This is a genomic window from Streptomyces prunicolor NBRC 13075 (assembly GCF_000367365.1).
GTDB lineage: Bacteria > Actinomycetota > Actinomycetes > Streptomycetales > Streptomycetaceae > Streptomyces > Streptomyces prunicolor.
The window spans coordinates 75,495-93,975 of the sequence record NZ_BARF01000103.1; the positions used below are offsets into that span (position 1 = coordinate 75,495).

The following is an 18,481-nucleotide window of genomic DNA, read 5'->3' on the forward strand; positions in this document are numbered from 1 at the left end:
CACCCTAAGCAACACAGGGGAAACGGACCCTTCCTAGGATGCGACGGATGCACCTGATCGTCCTGGACGCCCCCACCGAGTGGAGCCGGTTCGCCGAGGGTTCCGTCGAGCGCCGCATGCTGCTCGCGCTCGGCGACCACCTCGGCACGCCCTTGCGGCCGAAGCCGCTCATGCTGCCCGACGGCAGTCGGGTCGAGGTCGAGGGGATCGACGCGGGCTGCCGCGTACTGGTCCAACTGGTCGGCAACCAGGGCGCGTACAAACCCGCCTACCGCAACAAGGTCATGGCGGACATGTTCAAACTGCTCTGGCTGCGGGAGTCCGTACCGACCGCCGAGCGCGCGGTGCTGCTGGTCACCGAGCTGATCGTGCAGGCCCTCGGCGGCTGGGTGGCGCGCGCCGCGGCGGACCTCGGGATCGAGATCCACGTCTTCGACGGCAGCGCGGTCGCTCCGCTGAGATCTTCTTCGAAGCCAGACGTAAAACGCCCGTAACAGTCAACTGCGCTGTCCCGAAACACAATCTTCCTACGGTCGGGGGCACCTAAGCGGATTTCCGCGTGGCAGTCAGTCGCACTCGCTACGCACGCTCTCCGACTTCCAGGATCGGGCACTTGTGCCCGCGACATGGATGGGAGCGTGAAGGTGACTGGTACGCCAGCACTCGAACTGCGGTCGGTACGACGGGTCTACGGCTTCGGGTCCGCCGCCACCACGGCCCTCGACGACGTCCACCTGACGGTGCCGTCGGGCCGTTTCGTCAGTCTCATCGGCCCCAGCGGCTGCGGTAAGTCCACTCTGCTGCGTCTCGTCGCGGGCCTCGAACAGCCGGACCTCGGTGAGGTGTTGGTGCACGGGGTGACACCGGCGGACGCGTGCGCGGCCAAGATGATCGGCCTGGTGCCGCAGAGCCCCGCGCTGCTGCCGTGGCTGTCCGTCCTGCGCAACGTCACGCTGCCGCAGAAGATCAACCGGGGTGCGGGCAGGCGGCGCGAACGCATCGCCGACTTCGCCGAGCGGCAGGCCGCGACCGTCCCCGACATGAAGGAACTCCTCGTCAAGGCCGGTCTCGGCGACGCCCTGCACAAACTTCCCGCGCAGTTGTCCGGCGGCATGCGCCAACGCGCGGCGATCGTGCGGGCGTTCGGGCTGCAGCCGGATGTGCTCGTCATGGACGAGCCCTTCTCAGCGCTCGACGAGTTCACCCGCGAGAGCCTTCAGGACCAACTCCTCGACCTGTGGGAGGAGTTGAGGACGACCGTCCTGTTCGTCACCCACTCCGTCTCCGAGGCCGTACGGCTCTCCGACACCGTCGTCGTCATGGCGCCGAACCCCGGCCGCATCGTCGAGAGCATCGACGTCGATCTGCCCCGGCCGCGCGGTGAACGGCTCTTCGGGGAACGGCGGTTCCACGAGTACGAGGACCTGGTGAGAGAGCGGCTGCGGCGCGCGTGGAGCAGTGAAGCCGCGTGAGTGGGGGCGTGAGGGACATGACCGTTGCCGACGAACGCACCACCGCTCCGGTGGCGAAGACACCGCCGCCTGTCGAACCGTCCCGGTTCAGCCTGAAGCACCCGAGGTCGCGGATCGCGTGGATCCGGCCGGCCGTGTGGCTGCCGCTTGTCGTGATGCTGGTGCTGCTTGGCGGGCTCTGGCATTGGGGGGCCGAGCAACTTCCCTATCTGCTACCGCCATTGTCGGATGTCGGTGGCTCGCTCTCCGATGAACTCGGCTACTACGTCCACAACGCGCTGGTGACCCTTGGTGAGGCTACGGCCGGGCTGGGGATGGGGTTCGTGGGGGCGTTCGTCCTTGCGGTGCTGACGAGTGAACTTCCGTTGGTGCGGCGGGCGGTGATGCCGATCGCTGTCGTCCTCAATGTCACGCCGCTGGTGGCTGTCGCGCCGGCCCTTGTCGTGGCTTTCGGGTTCGGGCCGATGCCCAAGCTGATCATCACTGGGTTGATCTGTTTCTTTCCGATTCTCATCAACACGGCTACGGGGTTGCGGTCTGTGCCGCAGCAAGTGTTGCAGGTGTATCGGACGATGGACGCGAGTCGGGTCGAGTTGCTGTGGCATGTGCGCGTTCCTCATGCCCTGCCGTATCTCTTTGCTGCGCTGCGGATTGTCTTTCCGCTGTCGATCATCGGGGCGGTGGTGGCGGAGATGTCGGCGTCCGGGTCTACGGGGGGACTGGGCACCGCGATCAGTGTGGCCTCTTCGATGAATCAACTCCCTGTTGTTTACGCCTCGATCCTCGTGCTTGCGGTGATGGGCGTGTTGTTGTTGCTCGCGGTGACTGTCGTTGAGCGGCGTGTGCTGTATTGGCACGACAGTAATCAGGACTGAGCGCTGCGCGGCTCGGTCGTTATTTAGCTGCGGGCCGGTGGGGGCTGGTCGCGCCCGCGCGGCGGAGCCGCATATCGATACAGCCCCGCGCCCCTTTCGGGGCGCTCAACTCACCGGCATACAGCCAGTTTGGAGTCACCCATGCCTCGTTATCTCGTCACCAGATCTACCCTCGTCGCCGCCGTGTTGGTGCTCGGAGTCGCCGGATGTGGCTCCGGGTCGGATGACAGTTCCTCCGCCGGGTCGGCCGGGTCCGCCATCTCCGCGAAGCGGTGTGCTGAGAACAAGGCTGCCGGGAAGATCACGTATCTCTCCGGGTATCAGTTCCAGTCCTCGGTCTCGATTCTTGAGTACATCGCCGCTGCCAAGCTCGGCTACTTCAAGGACCTTTGCCTCACCGTCGATCTCAAGCCCGGTAGTGGTGACACCGCACAGAACACCAAGCTGCTCGCCGGGGGACAGGCGACCGTGTCCGCGATCTCCGAGCAGGATCTGATCCAGGCGCAGGCCAACGGGATTGACATCAAGGGGATTTCCTCGTACTCGAATGCCGGGCTCGACATTCTGATGACCAACAAGGACATCACCGATCTGACCCAGCTGGACGGGAAGGTCGTCGGGCACAAGGGGTATGTGCCCGCCACCGTCGAGGCGATGCTGGTCAAGGCCGGCGTCAAGTGGGACTCGCTGAAGTTGGTCAAGGAGGGGTACGACCCCTCGGTGTTGCCGCGTAAGCAGGGCGGCCTCGAAGCGCTCACCGGGTTCATCTCGAACGAGCCCAATCAGCTCAAGGCGGCCGGTAAAGACGTCACGGTGTGGAAGCCGGTCGACTACAAGATTCCGAGTTCGATCGGCGCGATGGCGGTCAACCCGGCGTTCGCCAAGGCGCATCCGCACGCCGTCGAGGACATTCTGCGGGCTGCCTTGCACGCGTACGCGTACTGCTCGGCCAGCGAGGCGCACATCACCGAATGCGTGGGCTACGCGGCCAAGTTGTCCGGCCCGACCTACGACAAGAAGCTGAACGCGACGATCTGGAAGACCGAGACGCAGGTCGTCAAGGAGAACCCGACGCCGGGGCAGCCGCTGGGCGGGATCGACTCCGCCAACGTCACCCAACTCGTCGCCATGCTGCACCAGTTCAAGATCGTGCCGAGCAGTGTGACCGCCGCCAAGGCCACAGGGTGGTTCGACACCTCCTTCGTCAAGGACATCTACAGCGGCGACAAGCTCGTCTGGCCCGCGCCGTAGGAACGCAAGAGACCCGCAGAGCCGTAGAAAAAGCAGAGCCGTAGAAAAAGCAGAGCCGTAGAAAGGTCCGTGACGTGCCCGCGAAAGAGTATGGAATCTTCCTTCCCATCGGGAACGGCGGCTGGATGCTGTCCACCACCGCGCCGCATCCCGAGGCGACCTACGCGTACAACAAGCGTGCCGCCGTGCACGCGGAGAGCATCGGGCTCGACTTCGTTATGTCGATGGCCAAGTGGCGTGGTTTCGGCGGGAGTACGGACCACTGGGGCCGCTCGCTGGAGTCGATGACGATGATGGCGGCGCTCGCCGAGGCGACCAGCCGGGTCAAGATCTGGGCGACTCTGCACGCGAATGTCCACAATCCCGCGATCGCGGCGAAGATGCTCACCACGCTTCAGGACATCTCCGGCGGGCGGGCCGGGATGAACATCGTGAACGGGTCGTACGCGGGGGAGTTTGAGCAATTCGGGGAGTGGGACCCGGAGTTGAGTCACGAGGACCGTTACCGGATGACGGAGTTGTGGACGGAGGCGGTCACCCGGCTGTGGACCGAGGACTCGGTCACCCTGGGCACCCCGTACTTCGACCTCGTCGACTGCGAGTCCCGTCCGCATCCGGCGACCCGGCCGACCCTCATCAGCGCGGGCCGGTCCGAGGACGCCCGCCGCTTCCAGGCCCGGTACGCCGACGGCGCCTTTCTCGCCGCTGACAGCCTCGAAGACATGCGGTCGCTCTCGGCGGACGTGCATGCGCGGGCCAAGGCCAACGGCCGTGTGTGCAAGACGTATTCGATGCTCACCGTCGTCCAGGACGACACCGACGAGCTGGCCGTCAAGAAGGTGAAGGAGTGGGGCGTCGGCGTCGACCGCGAGGCGCTCGCCCATATGCGGCACACCTGGGGCGTCCCCGCGGACCAGGCCCGCGCGTGGGCCGATGGCGCCGACGGGGAGGCGGCCTTCCAGACGCCGTACGTCGCCGGCAGCGCCCGTACGGTCACCGAGCACATCGAGTACATCGTGCGCGAGGCCGACCTCGACGGACTCATGCTGATCTTCCCGGAGTACGACGAGGACATGCTGCTGTTCGGCGAGACCGTGCTGCCCGAGCTGCGCGCCCGCGACGAGGTGGCGGCCTGATGTCCGACCTGCGGGACAGACAACTCGCCCAGCTTGCCGGGCCGTTCAGCAAGCCCGCGCTCGTCGTGGTCGACGTGCAACGGGACTTCGCCGATCCGGACCGGCTCGGGGCGTACGGCCTGACGGACGCGGCGCTGGCCGCACTCGACCGTACGGTCACCCGTATCGCCGAACTCGTCGACGCCGCGCGCGCCGCCGAAGTGCCGGTTGTCTGGGTCGAGTTGGGCAGCGACCCGGCGCGTCCGTGGCGGTCCGGCAACTGGCTGCGCGAGGGCGACTACGACGCGCCCATGAGCCCGGACGAGCCGTGCCGTGTCGGGACGGTCGGCGCCGAGTGGTATCAAATGCGGCCGGAGGAAGGGGAGTTGCGGGTCGTCAAGCGCGGCTACAGCGGCTTCCTCGGCACCGATCTCGACGCGCGGCTGCGCGCCGCCGGCCACGACTGGCTCACCGTCGTGGGCCTGACGAGCGAGTGCTGCGTGTACGCCACCGCCCAGGACGCCGTCCAACTCGACTGGCCCGTCGTCGTACCGCAGGACACGACGACCGCCTACGACCACCACGTCAACGCCGCCGCGCTTTTCCAACTGGGCCTGAACGTGGCCGTGTTGAGCGACGCCGACGAAGTGGTCGAGCTGTGGAAGAAGGCCGCGCGATGACCGGAATGCACATCGGCTACGACCTCTCCTTCACCCACACCGAAGGCGCCTGGGCGCGACAGGGCTCCTGGATCGGGCGGGACTTCCCGGACGTCCGGATGTTCATGGAGCTGGCGCAGACCGCCGAACGCGCGGGCGTGGGCCTGCTGTTCTTCGGCGACGGCAGCGGTATCCCCAGCACCTGGCGGGGCAGCATCGCACCGGCCGTCGAGTGGGGCATCCAGTGGCCGCGCCACGACATGTCACCGGTGATCGCCGCGATGTCCACGGTGACGGAGAAGGTCGGCTTCGGGCTGACGTACTCCTCGACCTTCATGCATCCCTTCTACGTCGCACGGCTGTTGAACTCGCTCGACCATGTGACCGGCGGCCGGATCGCCTTCAACGTGGTCGCCTCCACACGCGGCGCGGACGCGGCGAACTACGGGTTCAGCGAGCTGATGGACCACGACCTGCGCTACGAGCGGATGGAGGAATTCGTCGACGTCTGCAAGGCGTTGTGGGACTCCGTGGCGCCGGACGCGATCGTGCGCGACCGCGGCACGGGTCGGTTCGCCGATCCCGAGAAGGTGCACCCCATCGACCACGACGGGCGCTTCTTCACCGTCAAGGGACCGCTCGCGTCCGTCCCCGGTCCGCAGTACCACCCGCTCATCGTCCAGGCGGGCAACTCGTCCCGGGGCATTGCCGCTTCGGCCCGCTTCGCCGACCTCGTCTTCGGCTTCGGCGGCAACCTCGCCGGCCAGCAGCGCCACCGCAAACTGCTCGACGAGGCGCTCCTCGCCGAGGGGCGGGACCCGGAGCACGTGGGCATCCTCTGGGCCACCCAGGTGATCGTCGGCCGCACGAAGGCCGAGGCGCTGGCGCGCTGCGAGGCGGTGCACGAGTTCTGGAACGAGGAGGCCGTCGCCACCTACCTCTCGCACAACGCCGGCTACGACTTCTCGACGCTTCCGGCCTCCTTCCAACTGGGCGAGCTGCGCGACGAGTTGGCGGCGGCCAACGCGAGCCCCGCGGGGATCGTCGGCTCGCTCGTCGCGGAGTTCGGCGCCGACCACACCATGAGCCGTAGCGAGTTCTTCGCCCACGGACGGGGGAGGGCGACGGGCCTGGACCACAGCGTCGTCGGCGAACCGGCCGCCGTGGCCGACGCGTTGGAGGAGAACTTCGCCGCGACCGGATCGCGCGGCGGCTTCATGTTCTCCAGCCCGCTGGCCATGCCCTCAGGCTTCGCCGGGATCAGCGAACTGCTGCTGCCCGAACTGCGCCGCCGGGGTGCGCTCGCGCCGCCGTATCAGGGGCCAACTCTTCGCGAGAACCTGGCAGTTTGAGATGCCCGCGGAGAGCGAGAGCGAGAGCGAGAGTGATGGTGAGGTTGGGGATGGGGGTGCGGGCGTGCGGCGCGAATGGTTCGCGCTCGGCAGCCTCTGCACCGGGTTCTTCATGCTGCTGCTGGACAGCACGATCACCTCGGTCGCGCTGCCGTCCCTGATCAGCGGGCTGCACGCCGACGAGACCGCCGCGATGTGGGTCAACAGCGGCTATCTCATCGCCTACGCGGTGCCGTTGGTCGTCGCGGGGCGGCTGGGGGATCGGTACGGTCATCGGCGCGTCCACCTGGTCGGGCTCGCGGCCTTCACGCTCGGGTCGCTGCTGTGCGCAACTGCCGCCTCCATCACGGCACTTGTCGCGTGGCGGGTGGTGCAGGGCATCGGGGCCGCGCTGATGACACCGCAGTGCCTGACTCTCATCAAGGCGTTGTTCCGGCCGCCGCGGCTCGCCGTGGCGCTCGGGGTGTGGGGCGCGGTCGGGGGAGCAGCGGTGGCCGTAGGGCCGTTGCTGGGCGGTTTCCTTGTGGCTGCCGGCGGTTGGCCTGCGGTGTTCTGGGTCAACGTCCCTGTCGGTGTGGGCGCGTTGGTGGCCGTTGCCGTGTTCGTACCGGTCCTGCCGCGACAGGAGGCGCGTATCCCGGTGTGGGCGATCTGCGCGAACGCGAGCGGGGTCGGCGCGCTGGTGATCGGCATCCAGGGCACGGATGCGACGAGTGGCGAAGTGCTGGGCGTTCCAAGGTGGTTGCTCATCGCCGTCGGAGTGGTGGTTGTCGCGGGCGTGGTGTGGTTCCAGCGCCGGGACGGTCAACGTGCGCTGGTACCGGTCGAGTTGTTGCGCAGTCGAGGGTTCGTCGTCGCGGCCTGGGCCGGCGCCGCGGCGGCCTTCTGCTCGGGGTCGGCGATGATCCCGCTGATGCTGTACCTCCAGCGGGAGCGCGGGCTCGATGTCGGCGCGGCTGCGCTCACCCTCGTACCGATGGGCGTGGTCTGCCTGTTGGGGGCGCCGGTGTCGGCTCGGCTCAACAACGGGATCGGGTCCCGCGCGGTCGCCGTCATCGGCTCCGGCGCCCTCGTCCTGTCCATCGGGACATCGGCGGTGCTCGTGGCGACGGACGCCCCGATCTCCGCCCTGACCGTCACCTTCGCGGTGTACGGGGTCGCCAACTCCTTTGTCTGGTCGCCTCTTTCGATCGCGGCGGTGACCTCGGTAGGCCCGGACGAGGTCGGGGCGGCGTCCGGAACCTTCAACGCCATGAAGCAACTCGGTGCGGTGCTCGGCAGCGCGGTGTGCGCGGTTCTGCTGGCCGGGCACGGGTACGCGGTCACGCTCGGCGGGCTCGCGGTGGTCGGAGTGCTCTGCCTCCTGGCGTGCGCACTTCTCCGCACCGAGTCTCCCGGCAATGGAGCCCTGCCGGTGTCCGCCGCCGCGCCACAACTACCCACGGGAGTCGCCTGATGAAGCCCGATGAGAGCTGATGAGGCCTCATGAAGCCTGATGCAGACGGGGGTTGCACGATGACGGCAACGGAAGGCATGGCAGGCCTGGAGAATCTGGACGGCATCACCTCGGACCCGGGGGAGATCACGAGGGCGTTCTCCGGGTTCCCGTCGGGGGTCGCGGCCCTCTCCGCGCGCGTCCACGGCGACCCGACCGTCATGATCGTCTCGTCGTTCGCGGTCGGCGTCTCCCACAACCCGCCCATGGTCTCCTTCGCCGTACAGCACACCTCGACGACCTGGCCGGTACTGTCCCGCGCGGTGGCGATCGGCATCTCCGTGCTCGGCGAGGCCCACGGCGACAAGGCCCGCCAACTCGGCTCCCGCAGCAAGGCGGGCCGGTTCGCCGACCTGCGCACGGTGGAGGCGGAATCCGGCGCGATCTTCCTCGACGGCGCTCCGGTGTGGCTGGAGTGCACCGTCGAGCACAGCTATCCGGCCGGCGATCACGACATCATCGTGCTGCGGGTGCTGGCGATGCGGTCCGACGATGAGACGAGCCCGTTGGTGTGGCATCGAAGGACGTTGAAAATGCTGGGTGGTTGAGGCGCTTCACCCTGGGGAGGGGCTTGTGGCGGACGGCCCGCGCCTGGTCCGCCGGAGCCGCTCGGGAAGCGGTCTGCGGTAGTCGGGCAGCAGCCGCCGGGCGAGGAGCGCGGACTTCAGGAAGGCGCGGACGGCGCGCTCGCGGCGCGGGGAGAGCCAGCCGATCCGGTGGAGCCGGCACACTCGCTCGCCGGCCAGATACCGGGTGAGATCCCTGCCGAACGCCCGTAAGGGGACCGGGAACCAGCGCTCGGCGAAGAACTCCATCATCGCGGTCGCGACACGGTGGCCGGACTCCGTCGCCTCGTACGGCCGGGATTCAAACTTCGAGGCGAACTCGGTCATCGCGTCCCAGTCCTCGGGGAAAGCCTCGTCGGCCAGCGGGCCGGACTCGCGCTCCAGGAGTCGGAAGAGGGCCTGCGCCCAGTGATGCCAGGCGGTCTTCATGCTCTCGCTCGTACCGGGCAGGCCCAGCGAGGTCTCCAGACGGTCGGCGGACGTCGCCAGCAGGACCAGGGGATAGACGAAGTCGTCGACGTCGTCGAAGTTGCCGGGCAGGTGCGGCGTGCCGCGGGAGATGGCCAGGTGAATACGGTTGAGTCGGTCGGCGGCCTTGCGGCCCGCGGCGCTCGACAAGCCGTCCACCATCCAGGCCATCAGGAACTCGTTGCCGTCCTCGAAACGCCGCCGGGGTCTCCTCTCCAGCTTCCCGGTGTGGGCCAGGGTGGCGGATCCGAAGCCCGGCTGCATCATGCGCATGGTGCCCGGATAGACCATCATCGCCAGCGCGAACTCGGGGACGCGGTGGCCGACGTAGAGCGAGATCATCCGCTCCCAGTCGGTGTCCGGGTCCATCCGGGCCAGTTCGCGGTCGACCCATTTGTAGCCACGGCGCACGATCGGTTCCCCCTCGCGGACTTTCAGAAGGGGGACGCTCCGGCGGGGCTGTCCGATGCCACGAACCGTCGTGATCTGAGTCACTTCGACCGTCTGCCATGGTGTGAGTCGTGGCGTGAGTCGTGGGTCTCCACCCGAGGGTGGAGCCGCTGAATCAGCCCGTGGGTGGTGGTGGTCGACGCAGGTCGGAGCGCAGCCTTGTGCCATGGGCTCACTACATTCCGCACTCGTCGCTCTCACCGGCATCTGTGTCGCGATCTTCGTCGTGGCCTGGATCGCGGGCGCCGTCTACTTCGGCGTGAAGAGCGAGGCCGGGCCGGGCGGCTGGGTGCGCGGTCTGCGCCGCACGCTGCCCCGGCGGGCGCTGCTGATCGCGGGCTCGTACGCGTTCTCCCTGCTCGTCAGACACACCCCGGACTCCTTCTGGCACCACCTCCAGTACTGGCAGCCGGAGCTCGCTCTCCTGGGCGCGGTGCTCGTCGTCGCCTCCACCGCCCTGCTGCTGTGGGCCCGTTGGGTGCTGGGCGTCATGTGGGCCAGCATTCCGCTGGTCCACGAACACCACGAACTGCGCACCGAGGGCCCGTACCGAATAGTGCGGCACCCCATCTACACCGGGCTCCTCGGCCTGGTCCTCGGCGGGATGCTGGCCTGCGGCTTCGGCGTGTGGATCGTGTTCCTGGCCGTCGCCGTGCCGTGGCTGCTGCGCCGGGTGCGCATCGAGGACGGGATGATGGCCGGGCAGTTCGGTGCGTCCTACGACGCCTACCGCGCCCGCGTTCCGGCGCTGATCCCGTGGACCCGGCCCGCTCCGGCCGGACCCCGGGCCGTCGACAGCCGGCACGGGTAGTTCGGGTCGGTCGTGTGGTGGTCACGGCGCCAATTTCCGCCCCAAGAGCGGAAGTTGACGGGGTCACCTGTCGGATTGCTGTCATCCCGGTGCCGCTGTTGCCCATGTCCACAGCTCGTCACTAACGTGCTCATGGAGATTTCAAAGGGAAATCTGATGGAGGGTCTGCAATGCCCCTGCCAGAACGCCCGGCAACGTTGTCCTCGGCCCGCACGGCGACCGCTCCCGAATCGCTCTGTCCGCCGACGAGGCGCGACCATTTCGGCTGACCGTCCACCGCTGACGCGCACGTGGGCCCAGGCGCCCTGACGCACGAACGACACCTCGCAGGAACAGCGCCCGGCCAAGACGCGTCGTCACGCGACGGCGGCCGTCCTTCCTCACCCCACCTGTCACCCCCCACCCTCCTCCAGGCATGTCCCCGCCCGGAGCAGAAGGAGAGTTCCGTGAACTCCACGCACAGCGAGCGTCTGGATTACCTCGTGGTCGGTGCCGGTCCCGCCGGGCTCCAGCTCGGGCAGTTACTCCAGGCGGCCGGGCACGGATACCGGATCCTGGAGAGCGGCCACGCCCCCGGCACGTTCTTCGGCACCTTCCCCCGCCACCGCAAGCTGATCTCCATCAACAAGGTGTACAACGGCACGGACGATCCCGAACTGAATCTCCGGATGGACTGGAACTCCCTGCTGTCCCCGGACCCGCACCTGCTCTTCAGCCGCTACAGCAAGCGCTATTTCCCGCACGCCGACGACCTGGTGCGCTATCTCGCCGACTTCGCCGAGGCGTTCAAGTTGGACATCGCCTACGACACCCGGGCGGAGCGGATCCAGCGGGACGAGGACGGCTTCACCGTCACCGATCAGCACGGCCACGAACACCGCGCCCGTCGGCTGGTCGTCGCCACCGGACTGACCCGGCCCAACACCCCTGAGATCCCCGGCATCGAGACCGCCGACGACTACTCCGTCGTCTCCGTGGACCCCGAGGACTTCATCGACCGGCGCGTCCTGATCATCGGCAAGGGCAACTCCGCCCTGGAGACCGCTGACAACCTTGTCGAGACCGCCGCCGTCATCCATGTCGCCGGCCCGCACTCCGTCCGCATGGCCTGGAACAGCCACTACGTCGGCCATCTCCGCGCGGTCAACAACAATTTCCTCGACACCTACCAACTCAAGTCGCAGAACGCCCTGTTGGACGGAAACGTGCTCTCCGTCGAGAAGGACCCCGACGGCATGTACCGCGTCCGCTTCAGCTTCTCCCGGGCCGACGAGGTCGTGAAGGAACTGCGCTACGACCGGGTCATCGTCTGCACCGGATTCCGCTTCGACGCCTCGATCGTCGACCCGGAGTGCAGCCCCGCCCTGGTCATCGACGACCGCTTCGCCGCCCTCTCCCCGGCGTACGAGTCGGTGAACGTGCCAGGTCTCTACTTCGCCGGAACACTCATGCAGCAGCGCGACTTCAAGAAGTCCACCGGTGGCTTCATCCACGGCTTCCGGTACGCCGTACGCGCCCTGAGCCGCATCCTCGACGAACGCCATCACGAACAGCCTTGGCCCCAGCGGCAGTTGGAGAGCGACCCGGCCGCGCTGGCGGACGCCGTGGTGGCCCGGGTCAACCGCAGCTCGGCACTGTGGCAGCAGTTCGGTGTCATCGGGGACCTGATCGTCACACCGCCCGGCGAACCGGCGAGGTACCACGAGGAGGTGCCGGTCGCGTACGCCCACGAACGCGAACTCCCCGGCAGCGTCGACTACTTCACCGTCACCCTGGAGTACGGCCCCGACCACGACAAGGTCGACCCCTTCGACATCACCGTGCGCCGCACCGCCCAGAACTCGGTCGACGACGCCTTCGACGCGGCGTATCTCCACCCGGTGATCCGCCACCACGGCGGCGGTGAACTTCTCGGTACCCATCACATGGCCGAGAACCTGGAGAACCACTGGGACGACCCGGAGGTCCACCACGCCCCACTGGCCGCGTTCTTCGCCCGCGAGCTGGACCGTCGGTCGGCTCCGGCGGGGCGGTGAGCGGCGTGCAGTACACCGTCCGCGACTTCGAGACCGCGGCGCGCGCCGAACTGGACCCCGTGTACGCCGACTTCATCGCCGGCGGGGCACGTGACGAGATCACCGTACGGGCCAACGAGGCGGCGTTCGGGCGGCTTCAGTTGCTGCCCCGGGTGCTGCGGGGAAGTGCCGAACGGGAGTTGGGCATCAGCCTGCTCGGCAGCCGGGCGAGCCTGCCGGTCCTGCTCTCCCCGACCGCATTCCACAAACTGGTCGATCCCGAAGGGGAGTTGGCGACCGCCCGGGCCGCCGCCGCAGCCGGTGTGATCATGATCGTCGCCATGGCGTCCACGGTGGCGGTGGGCGAGATCGCCGACGCGGCCCGCGCGGCCGGCGACGACGCGACCCTGTGGTTCCAGCTCTACATCCAGCCCGACCTGGACATCACGGAGGAGCTGGTCCGGCGGGCCACCGACGCGGGCTGCACCGCGCTGGTCGTCACCGTGGACTCACCGGTGCTGGGCGCGGGCGAGCGCAACCGGCGCAATGGCTTCCACGACCTGCCGCCGGGCCTGCGCTGCGAGAACCTGGTGGACCTGCGCGACGGCGAGCGCGGCCACGTACGCCAGATCGCCATGTCCCCCGAACTGAACTGGGAGCACATCGACTGGCTGCGCGGCGTCACTTCCCTGCCCATCCTGCTCAAGGGTGTCCTGCACCCGGAGGACGCCCGGCTCGCGGTCCGGCACGGCGTCGACGGGCTGTTGCTGTCGAACCACGGCGGCCGCCAACTCGACACCGTCCCCGCCACGTTGGAGCTGCTGCCGGAGATCCTGGCCGCGGTCGAGGGCCGCGTCCCGGTCGTGCTCGACGGAGGCGTCCGGCGCGGCACCGACGCGGTCAAGGCGCTGGCGCTCGGCGCGTCCGCGGTGGGCATCGGCCGGCCTGTGATGTGGGCCCTGGCCGAGGGCGGTGAGAAAGGCGTACGACGTCTCCTCGAACTGCTGCGGGACGAACTCGACGACACCCTCGCCCTGTGCGGGGCGTCCGCACTCGCCGACCTGACACCCGATCTGGTCCGGGTGCCCGCATGGGGTCCCGTCCCTGGTCCCGCCGTGACACCGGGGACGGACCGACGATTCGGCGGGGTGGTCGCGTGAGCCCCACCGGTTGGCTTCTTCTGGGTCTGGCCGTGGCCCTGGTGGCCGGTCTGCCGTACTGGCTGCCCAGGACCGTGATCGCGCTGCGGGTGCGGATCTTCGCCCGGGTGGGCGGCGAGGAAGGGGTCCGGGCACCGGGCAGGGAGGTGCCCGCCGAGGAGTTCAAGAAGGTGTACGGGCATCCGGCGGCCAACGGCCGCAGCCGGGGCGCCGCGCTCTCCGACCTGTTCTGGTACTGGCTCTCGCCGGGCCCGGAGGTGCACCAGGAGCACCTGGAGCCCGGACCGCGCTACGACGACGTGGCCCGGACCACCCGGCAGATCCTGGCCGGGCTGTCCAGGGAGCAGTGGACGGAGCTGGTCGGCCGCTGCACCCGCCGGGTGCTCGACGAACTCGACGGCCACGCGCGCGTGCACCGGGTCAGACTGCGCGACCTGATGATGCCCGTCTGGGCCGAGGTCTACTACGAGGTGGTCTTCCGCGCACCCTGTCCGCGACACGTCCGGGACCTGATCACCGCGAACGCGGACGACGTGGTCAGCGCCCTGAAGTGCACCGGCCTGCGCCACATGGACCGCCGGGCCCGCCTCACCGCCCACCTGCGGGACCGGCTCGCGCACGACCCGCCGCCCGTGCCGCTGCCATCCACGCTCACCGCGCGGGAGCAGGCGTACTACCTGCAGGGCACGTTCTTCAACACCGCGGTCGTGCAGATGTCGGAGGCGATGGCCCATCTGCTGCTGGCCCTCGCCACCCACCGGCCGGTGCAGGACCGGCTGGCGTCCGGAGAGGAGGGCCCGGACTTCCTGGACGGGGTGATCAACGAGACGCTCCAGCACTTCCCGCTCTTCGGAGTGGCCCACCGGATCACCTCGGGGGAGATCCCCCGGGACGGGCGCGACCCCATCCCGGCCGGTTCGGTCCTGCTGTTCAACTACCCCGAGTACCAGGGGTCCGGAGGCGACCCGTTCGACCCGGACCGGTGGCTGAACGCGGACACGAGGCCCTCCGCCTCCATACCGTTCGGGGTGACCGCCAACCGTCCCTGCCCGGCGCGGGGTTTCGCCGTCCTGACCATGAGGGTCGCCGCGGAGGAGGTCCTGCGCCGCTTCCGACTCGACTCCTCGGTGGAACACACCCGTTCGCTGCCCAGCCGCGGTCCCTGCCTGCTCGTCGCACGCACCGGGGCCGAGGGCGCCCGGTTGCGGACCCGGCTCGCGGTGCTGCGCCTCGCCGACAGCTGGGAGGGCGTCTGGCGCAGCCTCGTCCAACTCGTCCTCGGCAGCTACATGGTGTGGGACGCCCGGCGTCAGGGCCTGTGCCGGAACTATTTCGCCGCCTCGTCCGGCGGCTCCACCACCTCTGTCCCAGCCGGCCGATGAGAGGACCGAGACCATGACTCCCGTGGAGCTCGCTCCCGCCTTCTTCCTGGCCGTCGTCGTGATTCTGCTGACCTGCCGGCTGGTCGTCCTGCTGGCAGGCCGCTTCGGCCAACCGCCCGTGGTCGGCGAGATGATCGCCGGGGTACTGCTCGGCCCCTCCCTGTTCGGGCTGATCGCCCCAGGCACCTCCGCCCATGTCTTCCCGCCCGAACTGAAGCCGGTGCTGTACGTGGCCGGCCAGATCGGTCTGGTGGCCCTGATGTTCGGCGCCGGTTACGAGTTCCGGGCGCACGCGGGACGCGGTCTGGCCGGCACCGCCGTCGCCGTCTCCTCGGCCGGCGTGGGGATCCCGCTGGTGCTGGGCGTGGGACTGACCCTCGTGGCCCACGGCCATGTCGGCATCTTCGTCGACGGGGTCTCGGTGTGGGTGACGGCGGCGTTCGTCGGCGTCGCGCTGGCGATCACCGCCTTCCCGATGCTGGCCCGGATCATCACCGAACGCGGGCTGGCCGGCTCGCGGTTCGGCTCACTCGCCCTGGCCTCCGGCGCCACGGACGACGCCGTGGCCTGGATCATGCTGGCGGGCGTGCTGAGCGTGGCCTCGGGCAAGGTGCGGCCCATCCTGGAGGCCGTCGGCGGCACGCTGCTGTTCGTCGCCGTACTGCTCCTACTGGGGCGCCGCCTGCTGGCCTGGATCGTGAACCGCCCGGGCCTCGGCGACGACACCCGCCTCCTCTTCACGGTCGCCGCGCTGTTCTGTGCGGCCTGGTTCACCGACATCAGCGGCCTGTACTCCGTGTTCGGGGCGTTCTGCGTGGGGATGGCCATGCCACGCGGCGAGGCGTCCGAACGGCTCGTGCGGACCACCCAGTCCGTGACCCAGGTGGTGTTCGTGCCGATGTTCTTCACCTACTCCGGCCTGAACACCCGGTTCGACGTATTCTCCGACCCGCCCGTGCTGCTGTTCGGGGCGGCCGCGGTCGTCCTGGCCGTGGCCGGAAAGTTCGGCGGCTGCTGGGCCGCCGCCCGGCTGCGCGGCGAACCCGGTCCGGTGGCCGTCCGGGTCGGCGCCCTGATGAACGCCCGTGGTCTCATGCAGCTGATCGCGCTCAACATCGGGCTGTCGGCCGGCATCGTCAGCGAGGAACTGTTCACCGCGCTCGTCCTCGTCGCCCTGGTCACCACGGTCATGACGGTTCCGGTGCTGAGCCTGCTGGACCGCCGCGACGCCAGATCCCGGACAGCGGAGGAGGCACCCGAGGAGGAGGACGAGGAGGAGGACGAGGAGGAGGTGGCGGCGGCGCCGAGTTGAGCGAGCGCCTGCGGGGTGACGGGCGCCGGGAGACGGGCGGCATGCGACGGGCGGCAGACGGCGTGGCGCACCCGGCGTGTGTTCGGCGGCGAGACCGTCACGACGCGCTCAGCGCCGAAGCGTTCGATGATCGCGCGGCCCCGAAGGGGCGTCGGCCGACCAGCCGTCGCCCCGGCCGGGCAGCCGTCGCCCCGGCCGGGCAGCCGTCGCCCCGGCCGGGCAGACTCCGATACGGCCGGGCAGACTCCGATACGGCCAGGCAGGCCACCGACACGGCCGTACGCCTTCCGCAACGAACCGATCTGCGCGGGCGCCCCGGTTGCGCTGCCTCAGCCGCGTCGCCGCAGCGCCGGATGCTCCGTCACGACGGTCGCCGAGCCCGGCGCGATCTCCGTGAACCCCGCGTCCTTGACCAACGGCAGCCCGCTGCTGGTGAGTTCGGTCCAACGGGCGGGGTCGGCGGTGCGGACCGAGAGCGGGAAACCCGCCTGGCGCCAGGCGGTCCGCTCCTCGTCCGACAGTTCCCACCAGGCGAGTTGGGCGCCGTGGCCGGTCTGGGCCATCGTCTTGCCGGCGGACATGTCGAGGTCGGGATTCAGCCAGAGCACCGGCGCCGTAGGGTCCGCGTCGGCCGGCGGTTCGGGGTCGTCGAGGTCGGTGCCGGAGACCTGGAGCCGGGCCAGGTCCTTGGGCCAGCCGTCGAGCGGGACGGGCGGGAAGACCCGTACCTCCGCGGACTTCCCGGTCACGGTGATGCCCGGCAGCGCCTCGGCCCGCCGCCACTCGGCACCGCGTGCCCGCCGGACCACCTTCCGGATACGCGCGTCCTGCCAGTCCCGCATGACCTCCGCCCACTCCCCGTCCCCGACGGCCCGCTCATCGCTCAGGATCGTCAGCACAGCGCGAGCGGCCGTCTCCAACGCGTCGGTACGGGCCGGGGGAGCATCCCGCTCGATCCGCACAACCAACGGCAACACGAACTGTGGTGCCTCATCGCGAACGGTCCGCTCATTACGAAAGGGGTCGACACTGTCGCCGGGAACGGTGGAATCACTGGTCACACCCGCCAGTCTGCCAGGCGGACGTTCGGTACCTGAAAGTACCGCTGAGGGGATTGCCTAGAGGCGCGGGGAACTGCGCGACCAGCCACAACGAACCCGCAGTCGCCGAACGACATATTCACCCCACCCCTCCTGCGAGAGAATGCCCCGATGCGACGCGATCTACAGCTGAACAACGTCGGCCGCCGCTACGGAATCCACGGCCCCTGGATCCTCCGCGGAGTAAACCTGGAGTTGGCGCGCCACACCCTCACCCGCGTCGAGGGCCCCAACGGCACCGGCAAATCCACCCTCCTCCGCCTCCTCGCCCGCATAGACGCCCCCACCGAAGGCAAGGTCACCGGCCGCCCCCGCACGGCGTACGTCCCCGAACGCTTCCCCCAGGCACTCCCCTTCACCGCCGAGGCCTACCTCACCCACCTCGGCACGGTGCACGGCCTCTCCCGCGCGGCAGCGCCCCGCGCCGCGAGCGAGTGGCTCGACCGCTTCGGCGCCGGCGCCTACGCCCGTACCCCCATGACCCGCCTCTCCAAGGGCAGCAGCCAGAAGGTAGCCGTAGCCCAAGCCCTGCTCGCTGAGCCGGAGTTGCTCGTCCTCGACGAGGCATGGACCGGCCTGGACGAGGACGCGAGGGCAGAGCTGGAACGGGCGGTGGCCGAACGCACGGCGGCCGGCGGAGCCGTGGTCTTCGTCGACCACGATCCACGCCGCCTCGCGGGGGCACCTCACAGGACGTACACGGTCACGGACGGAACCCTCAACCTCCGCACGGACAAGCCCACTTCACCGTCCGGACCGCAGGTATCGCTGGACGTGCAGGGCCCGCCGGGAGGCCAACTTCCGCCCGAGGCAGGCCAGTTCCTCACTTCATCCACGGAACTCACCCCCGGTACCCACCGCCTCACCGTCCCCGCCTCCCACTCGGACGTCCTGCTCCGCGCCCTGCTGACGGCCCACCCGCCCTGGCACGTGGTGAGCCTGAACCAGCGCGCCGACCTCCCCCTCGACGACGAAAGCCCCCGGTGACCGCGATGTCC

The 18,481-nt window shown here is 69.2% G+C and carries 17 protein-coding genes; 15 read left to right on the forward strand and 2 right to left on the reverse strand.

The window, feature by feature from the left end; translation table 11 throughout:
- The first annotated feature begins 38 nt into the window (after nucleotides 1–38).
- The 9 genes from SPR02S_RS43465 (at nucleotide 39) to SPR02S_RS43505 (ending at nucleotide 8,767) form a co-directional block, all read left to right on the forward strand.
- The gene (locus SPR02S_RS43465; RefSeq protein ID WP_026151407.1) at nucleotides 39–494 is read left to right on the forward strand and encodes a hypothetical protein; all 456 of its coding nucleotides are present in this window, start codon (nucleotides 39–41) and stop codon (nucleotides 492–494) included.
- 150 nt (nucleotides 495–644) lie between these two features.
- Nucleotides 645–1,472: an ABC transporter ATP-binding protein gene (locus SPR02S_RS43470; RefSeq protein WP_245607718.1), complete on the forward strand. Its 828-nt coding sequence runs from the start codon at nucleotides 645–647 to the stop codon at nucleotides 1,470–1,472.
- 17 nt (nucleotides 1,473–1,489) lie between these two features.
- Nucleotides 1,490–2,347 (forward strand): ABC transporter permease, encoded by an 858-nt coding sequence (locus tag SPR02S_RS43475; RefSeq protein ID WP_026151408.1) that lies wholly within the window; start codon nucleotides 1,490–1,492, stop codon nucleotides 2,345–2,347.
- Between the two features lie 141 nt (nucleotides 2,348–2,488).
- Nucleotides 2,489–3,598, forward strand: a complete 1,110-nt coding sequence (locus SPR02S_RS43480; RefSeq protein WP_019063329.1) for an ABC transporter substrate-binding protein — start codon at nucleotides 2,489–2,491, stop codon at nucleotides 3,596–3,598.
- Nucleotides 3,599–3,672: 74 nt separating this feature from the next.
- Complete coding sequence (locus SPR02S_RS43485; RefSeq protein ID WP_026151409.1) at nucleotides 3,673–4,734, forward strand: LLM class flavin-dependent oxidoreductase; 1,062 nt, start codon at nucleotides 3,673–3,675, stop codon at nucleotides 4,732–4,734.
- Complete coding sequence (locus tag SPR02S_RS43490) at nucleotides 4,734–5,393, forward strand: cysteine hydrolase family protein (RefSeq protein ID WP_019063331.1); 660 nt, start codon at nucleotides 4,734–4,736, stop codon at nucleotides 5,391–5,393. The genes SPR02S_RS43485 and SPR02S_RS43490 overlap by 1 nt, the downstream gene beginning before the upstream one ends.
- Nucleotides 5,390–6,724 carry an NtaA/DmoA family FMN-dependent monooxygenase gene (locus SPR02S_RS43495; RefSeq protein ID WP_019063332.1) on the forward strand — a complete coding sequence of 445 codons (1,335 nt, stop codon included), beginning with the start codon at nucleotides 5,390–5,392 and terminating at the stop codon, nucleotides 6,722–6,724. Before SPR02S_RS43490 ends, SPR02S_RS43495 begins: the two co-directional genes overlap by 4 nt.
- A 64-nt stretch (nucleotides 6,725–6,788) precedes the next feature.
- Complete coding sequence (locus SPR02S_RS43500) at nucleotides 6,789–8,180, forward strand: MFS transporter (RefSeq protein WP_019063333.1); 1,392 nt, start codon at nucleotides 6,789–6,791, stop codon at nucleotides 8,178–8,180.
- Between the two features lie 59 nt (nucleotides 8,181–8,239).
- On the forward strand, nucleotides 8,240–8,767 hold the full coding sequence (locus SPR02S_RS43505) for a flavin reductase family protein (protein ID WP_245607719.1): 528 nt from the start codon (nucleotides 8,240–8,242) through the stop codon (nucleotides 8,765–8,767).
- Nucleotides 8,768–8,773: 6 nt separating this feature from the next.
- Here SPR02S_RS43505 and SPR02S_RS43510 read toward each other — a convergent pair whose 3' ends face one another.
- On the reverse strand, nucleotides 8,774–9,664 hold the full coding sequence (locus tag SPR02S_RS43510; RefSeq protein ID WP_019063335.1) for an oxygenase MpaB family protein: 891 nt from the start codon (nucleotides 9,662–9,664) through the stop codon (nucleotides 8,774–8,776).
- 205 nt (nucleotides 9,665–9,869) lie between these two features.
- Here SPR02S_RS43510 and SPR02S_RS43515 point away from each other — a divergent pair, with 205 nt between their 5' ends.
- The 5 genes from SPR02S_RS43515 to SPR02S_RS43535 all read left to right on the forward strand — a co-directional run bounded on the left by SPR02S_RS43515 (nucleotide 9,870) and on the right by SPR02S_RS43535 (nucleotide 16,383).
- Nucleotides 9,870–10,514 (forward strand): methyltransferase family protein, encoded by a 645-nt coding sequence (locus tag SPR02S_RS43515; protein ID WP_019063336.1) that lies wholly within the window; start codon nucleotides 9,870–9,872, stop codon nucleotides 10,512–10,514.
- A gap of 446 nt (nucleotides 10,515–10,960) precedes the next feature.
- Nucleotides 10,961–12,550: an NAD(P)-binding domain-containing protein gene (locus SPR02S_RS43520; protein ID WP_019063337.1), complete on the forward strand. Its 1,590-nt coding sequence runs from the start codon at nucleotides 10,961–10,963 to the stop codon at nucleotides 12,548–12,550.
- 5 nt (nucleotides 12,551–12,555) lie between these two features.
- Nucleotides 12,556–13,689, forward strand: coding sequence for an alpha-hydroxy acid oxidase (locus SPR02S_RS43525; protein ID WP_043258876.1), 1,134 nt, complete (start codon nucleotides 12,556–12,558; stop codon nucleotides 13,687–13,689).
- Nucleotides 13,686–15,071, forward strand: coding sequence for a cytochrome P450 (locus tag SPR02S_RS43530; protein WP_019063339.1), 1,386 nt, complete (start codon nucleotides 13,686–13,688; stop codon nucleotides 15,069–15,071). Before SPR02S_RS43525 ends, SPR02S_RS43530 begins: the two co-directional genes overlap by 4 nt.
- A 13-nt stretch (nucleotides 15,072–15,084) precedes the next feature.
- Nucleotides 15,085–16,383: a cation:proton antiporter gene (locus SPR02S_RS43535; protein ID WP_019063340.1), complete on the forward strand. Its 1,299-nt coding sequence runs from the start codon at nucleotides 15,085–15,087 to the stop codon at nucleotides 16,381–16,383.
- Between the two features lie 329 nt (nucleotides 16,384–16,712).
- Here the strand turns inward: SPR02S_RS43535 and SPR02S_RS43540 are convergent, their stop codons facing one another.
- A complete protein-coding gene (locus SPR02S_RS43540) occupies nucleotides 16,713–17,444 on the reverse strand; it encodes an aminoacyl-tRNA hydrolase (RefSeq protein ID WP_026151411.1) in 732 nt (243 codons plus the stop codon).
- A 150-nt stretch (nucleotides 17,445–17,594) separates the two neighbouring features.
- Between SPR02S_RS43540 and SPR02S_RS43545 the strand changes: the two genes are divergently transcribed.
- Nucleotides 17,595–18,470 (forward strand): ABC transporter ATP-binding protein, encoded by an 876-nt coding sequence (locus tag SPR02S_RS43545; protein WP_019063342.1) that lies wholly within the window; start codon nucleotides 17,595–17,597, stop codon nucleotides 18,468–18,470.
- Nucleotides 18,471–18,481 lie beyond the last annotated feature (11 nt).

What these genes read in the sequence shown, in the direction of transcription:
- SPR02S_RS43465 (WP_026151407.1), top strand. Translation starts at nt 39, where the DNA reads ATGCGACGGATGCACCTGATCGTCCTGGACGCCCCCACCGAGTGGAGC.
- SPR02S_RS43475 (WP_026151408.1), top strand. Translation starts at nt 1,490, where the DNA reads ATGACCGTTGCCGACGAACGCACCACCGCTCCGGTGGCGAAGACACCG.
- SPR02S_RS43480 (WP_019063329.1), top strand. Translation starts at nt 2,489, where the DNA reads ATGCCTCGTTATCTCGTCACCAGATCTACCCTCGTCGCCGCCGTGTTG.
- SPR02S_RS43490 (WP_019063331.1), top strand. Translation starts at nt 4,734, where the DNA reads ATGTCCGACCTGCGGGACAGACAACTCGCCCAGCTTGCCGGGCCGTTC.
- SPR02S_RS43495 (WP_019063332.1), top strand. Translation starts at nt 5,390, where the DNA reads ATGACCGGAATGCACATCGGCTACGACCTCTCCTTCACCCACACCGAA.
- SPR02S_RS43505 (WP_245607719.1), top strand. Translation starts at nt 8,240, where the DNA reads ATGACGGCAACGGAAGGCATGGCAGGCCTGGAGAATCTGGACGGCATC.
- SPR02S_RS43515 (WP_019063336.1), top strand. Translation starts at nt 9,870, where the DNA reads ATGGGCTCACTACATTCCGCACTCGTCGCTCTCACCGGCATCTGTGTC.
- SPR02S_RS43535 (WP_019063340.1), top strand. Translation starts at nt 15,085, where the DNA reads ATGACTCCCGTGGAGCTCGCTCCCGCCTTCTTCCTGGCCGTCGTCGTG.
- SPR02S_RS43545 (WP_019063342.1), top strand. Translation starts at nt 17,595, where the DNA reads ATGCGACGCGATCTACAGCTGAACAACGTCGGCCGCCGCTACGGAATC.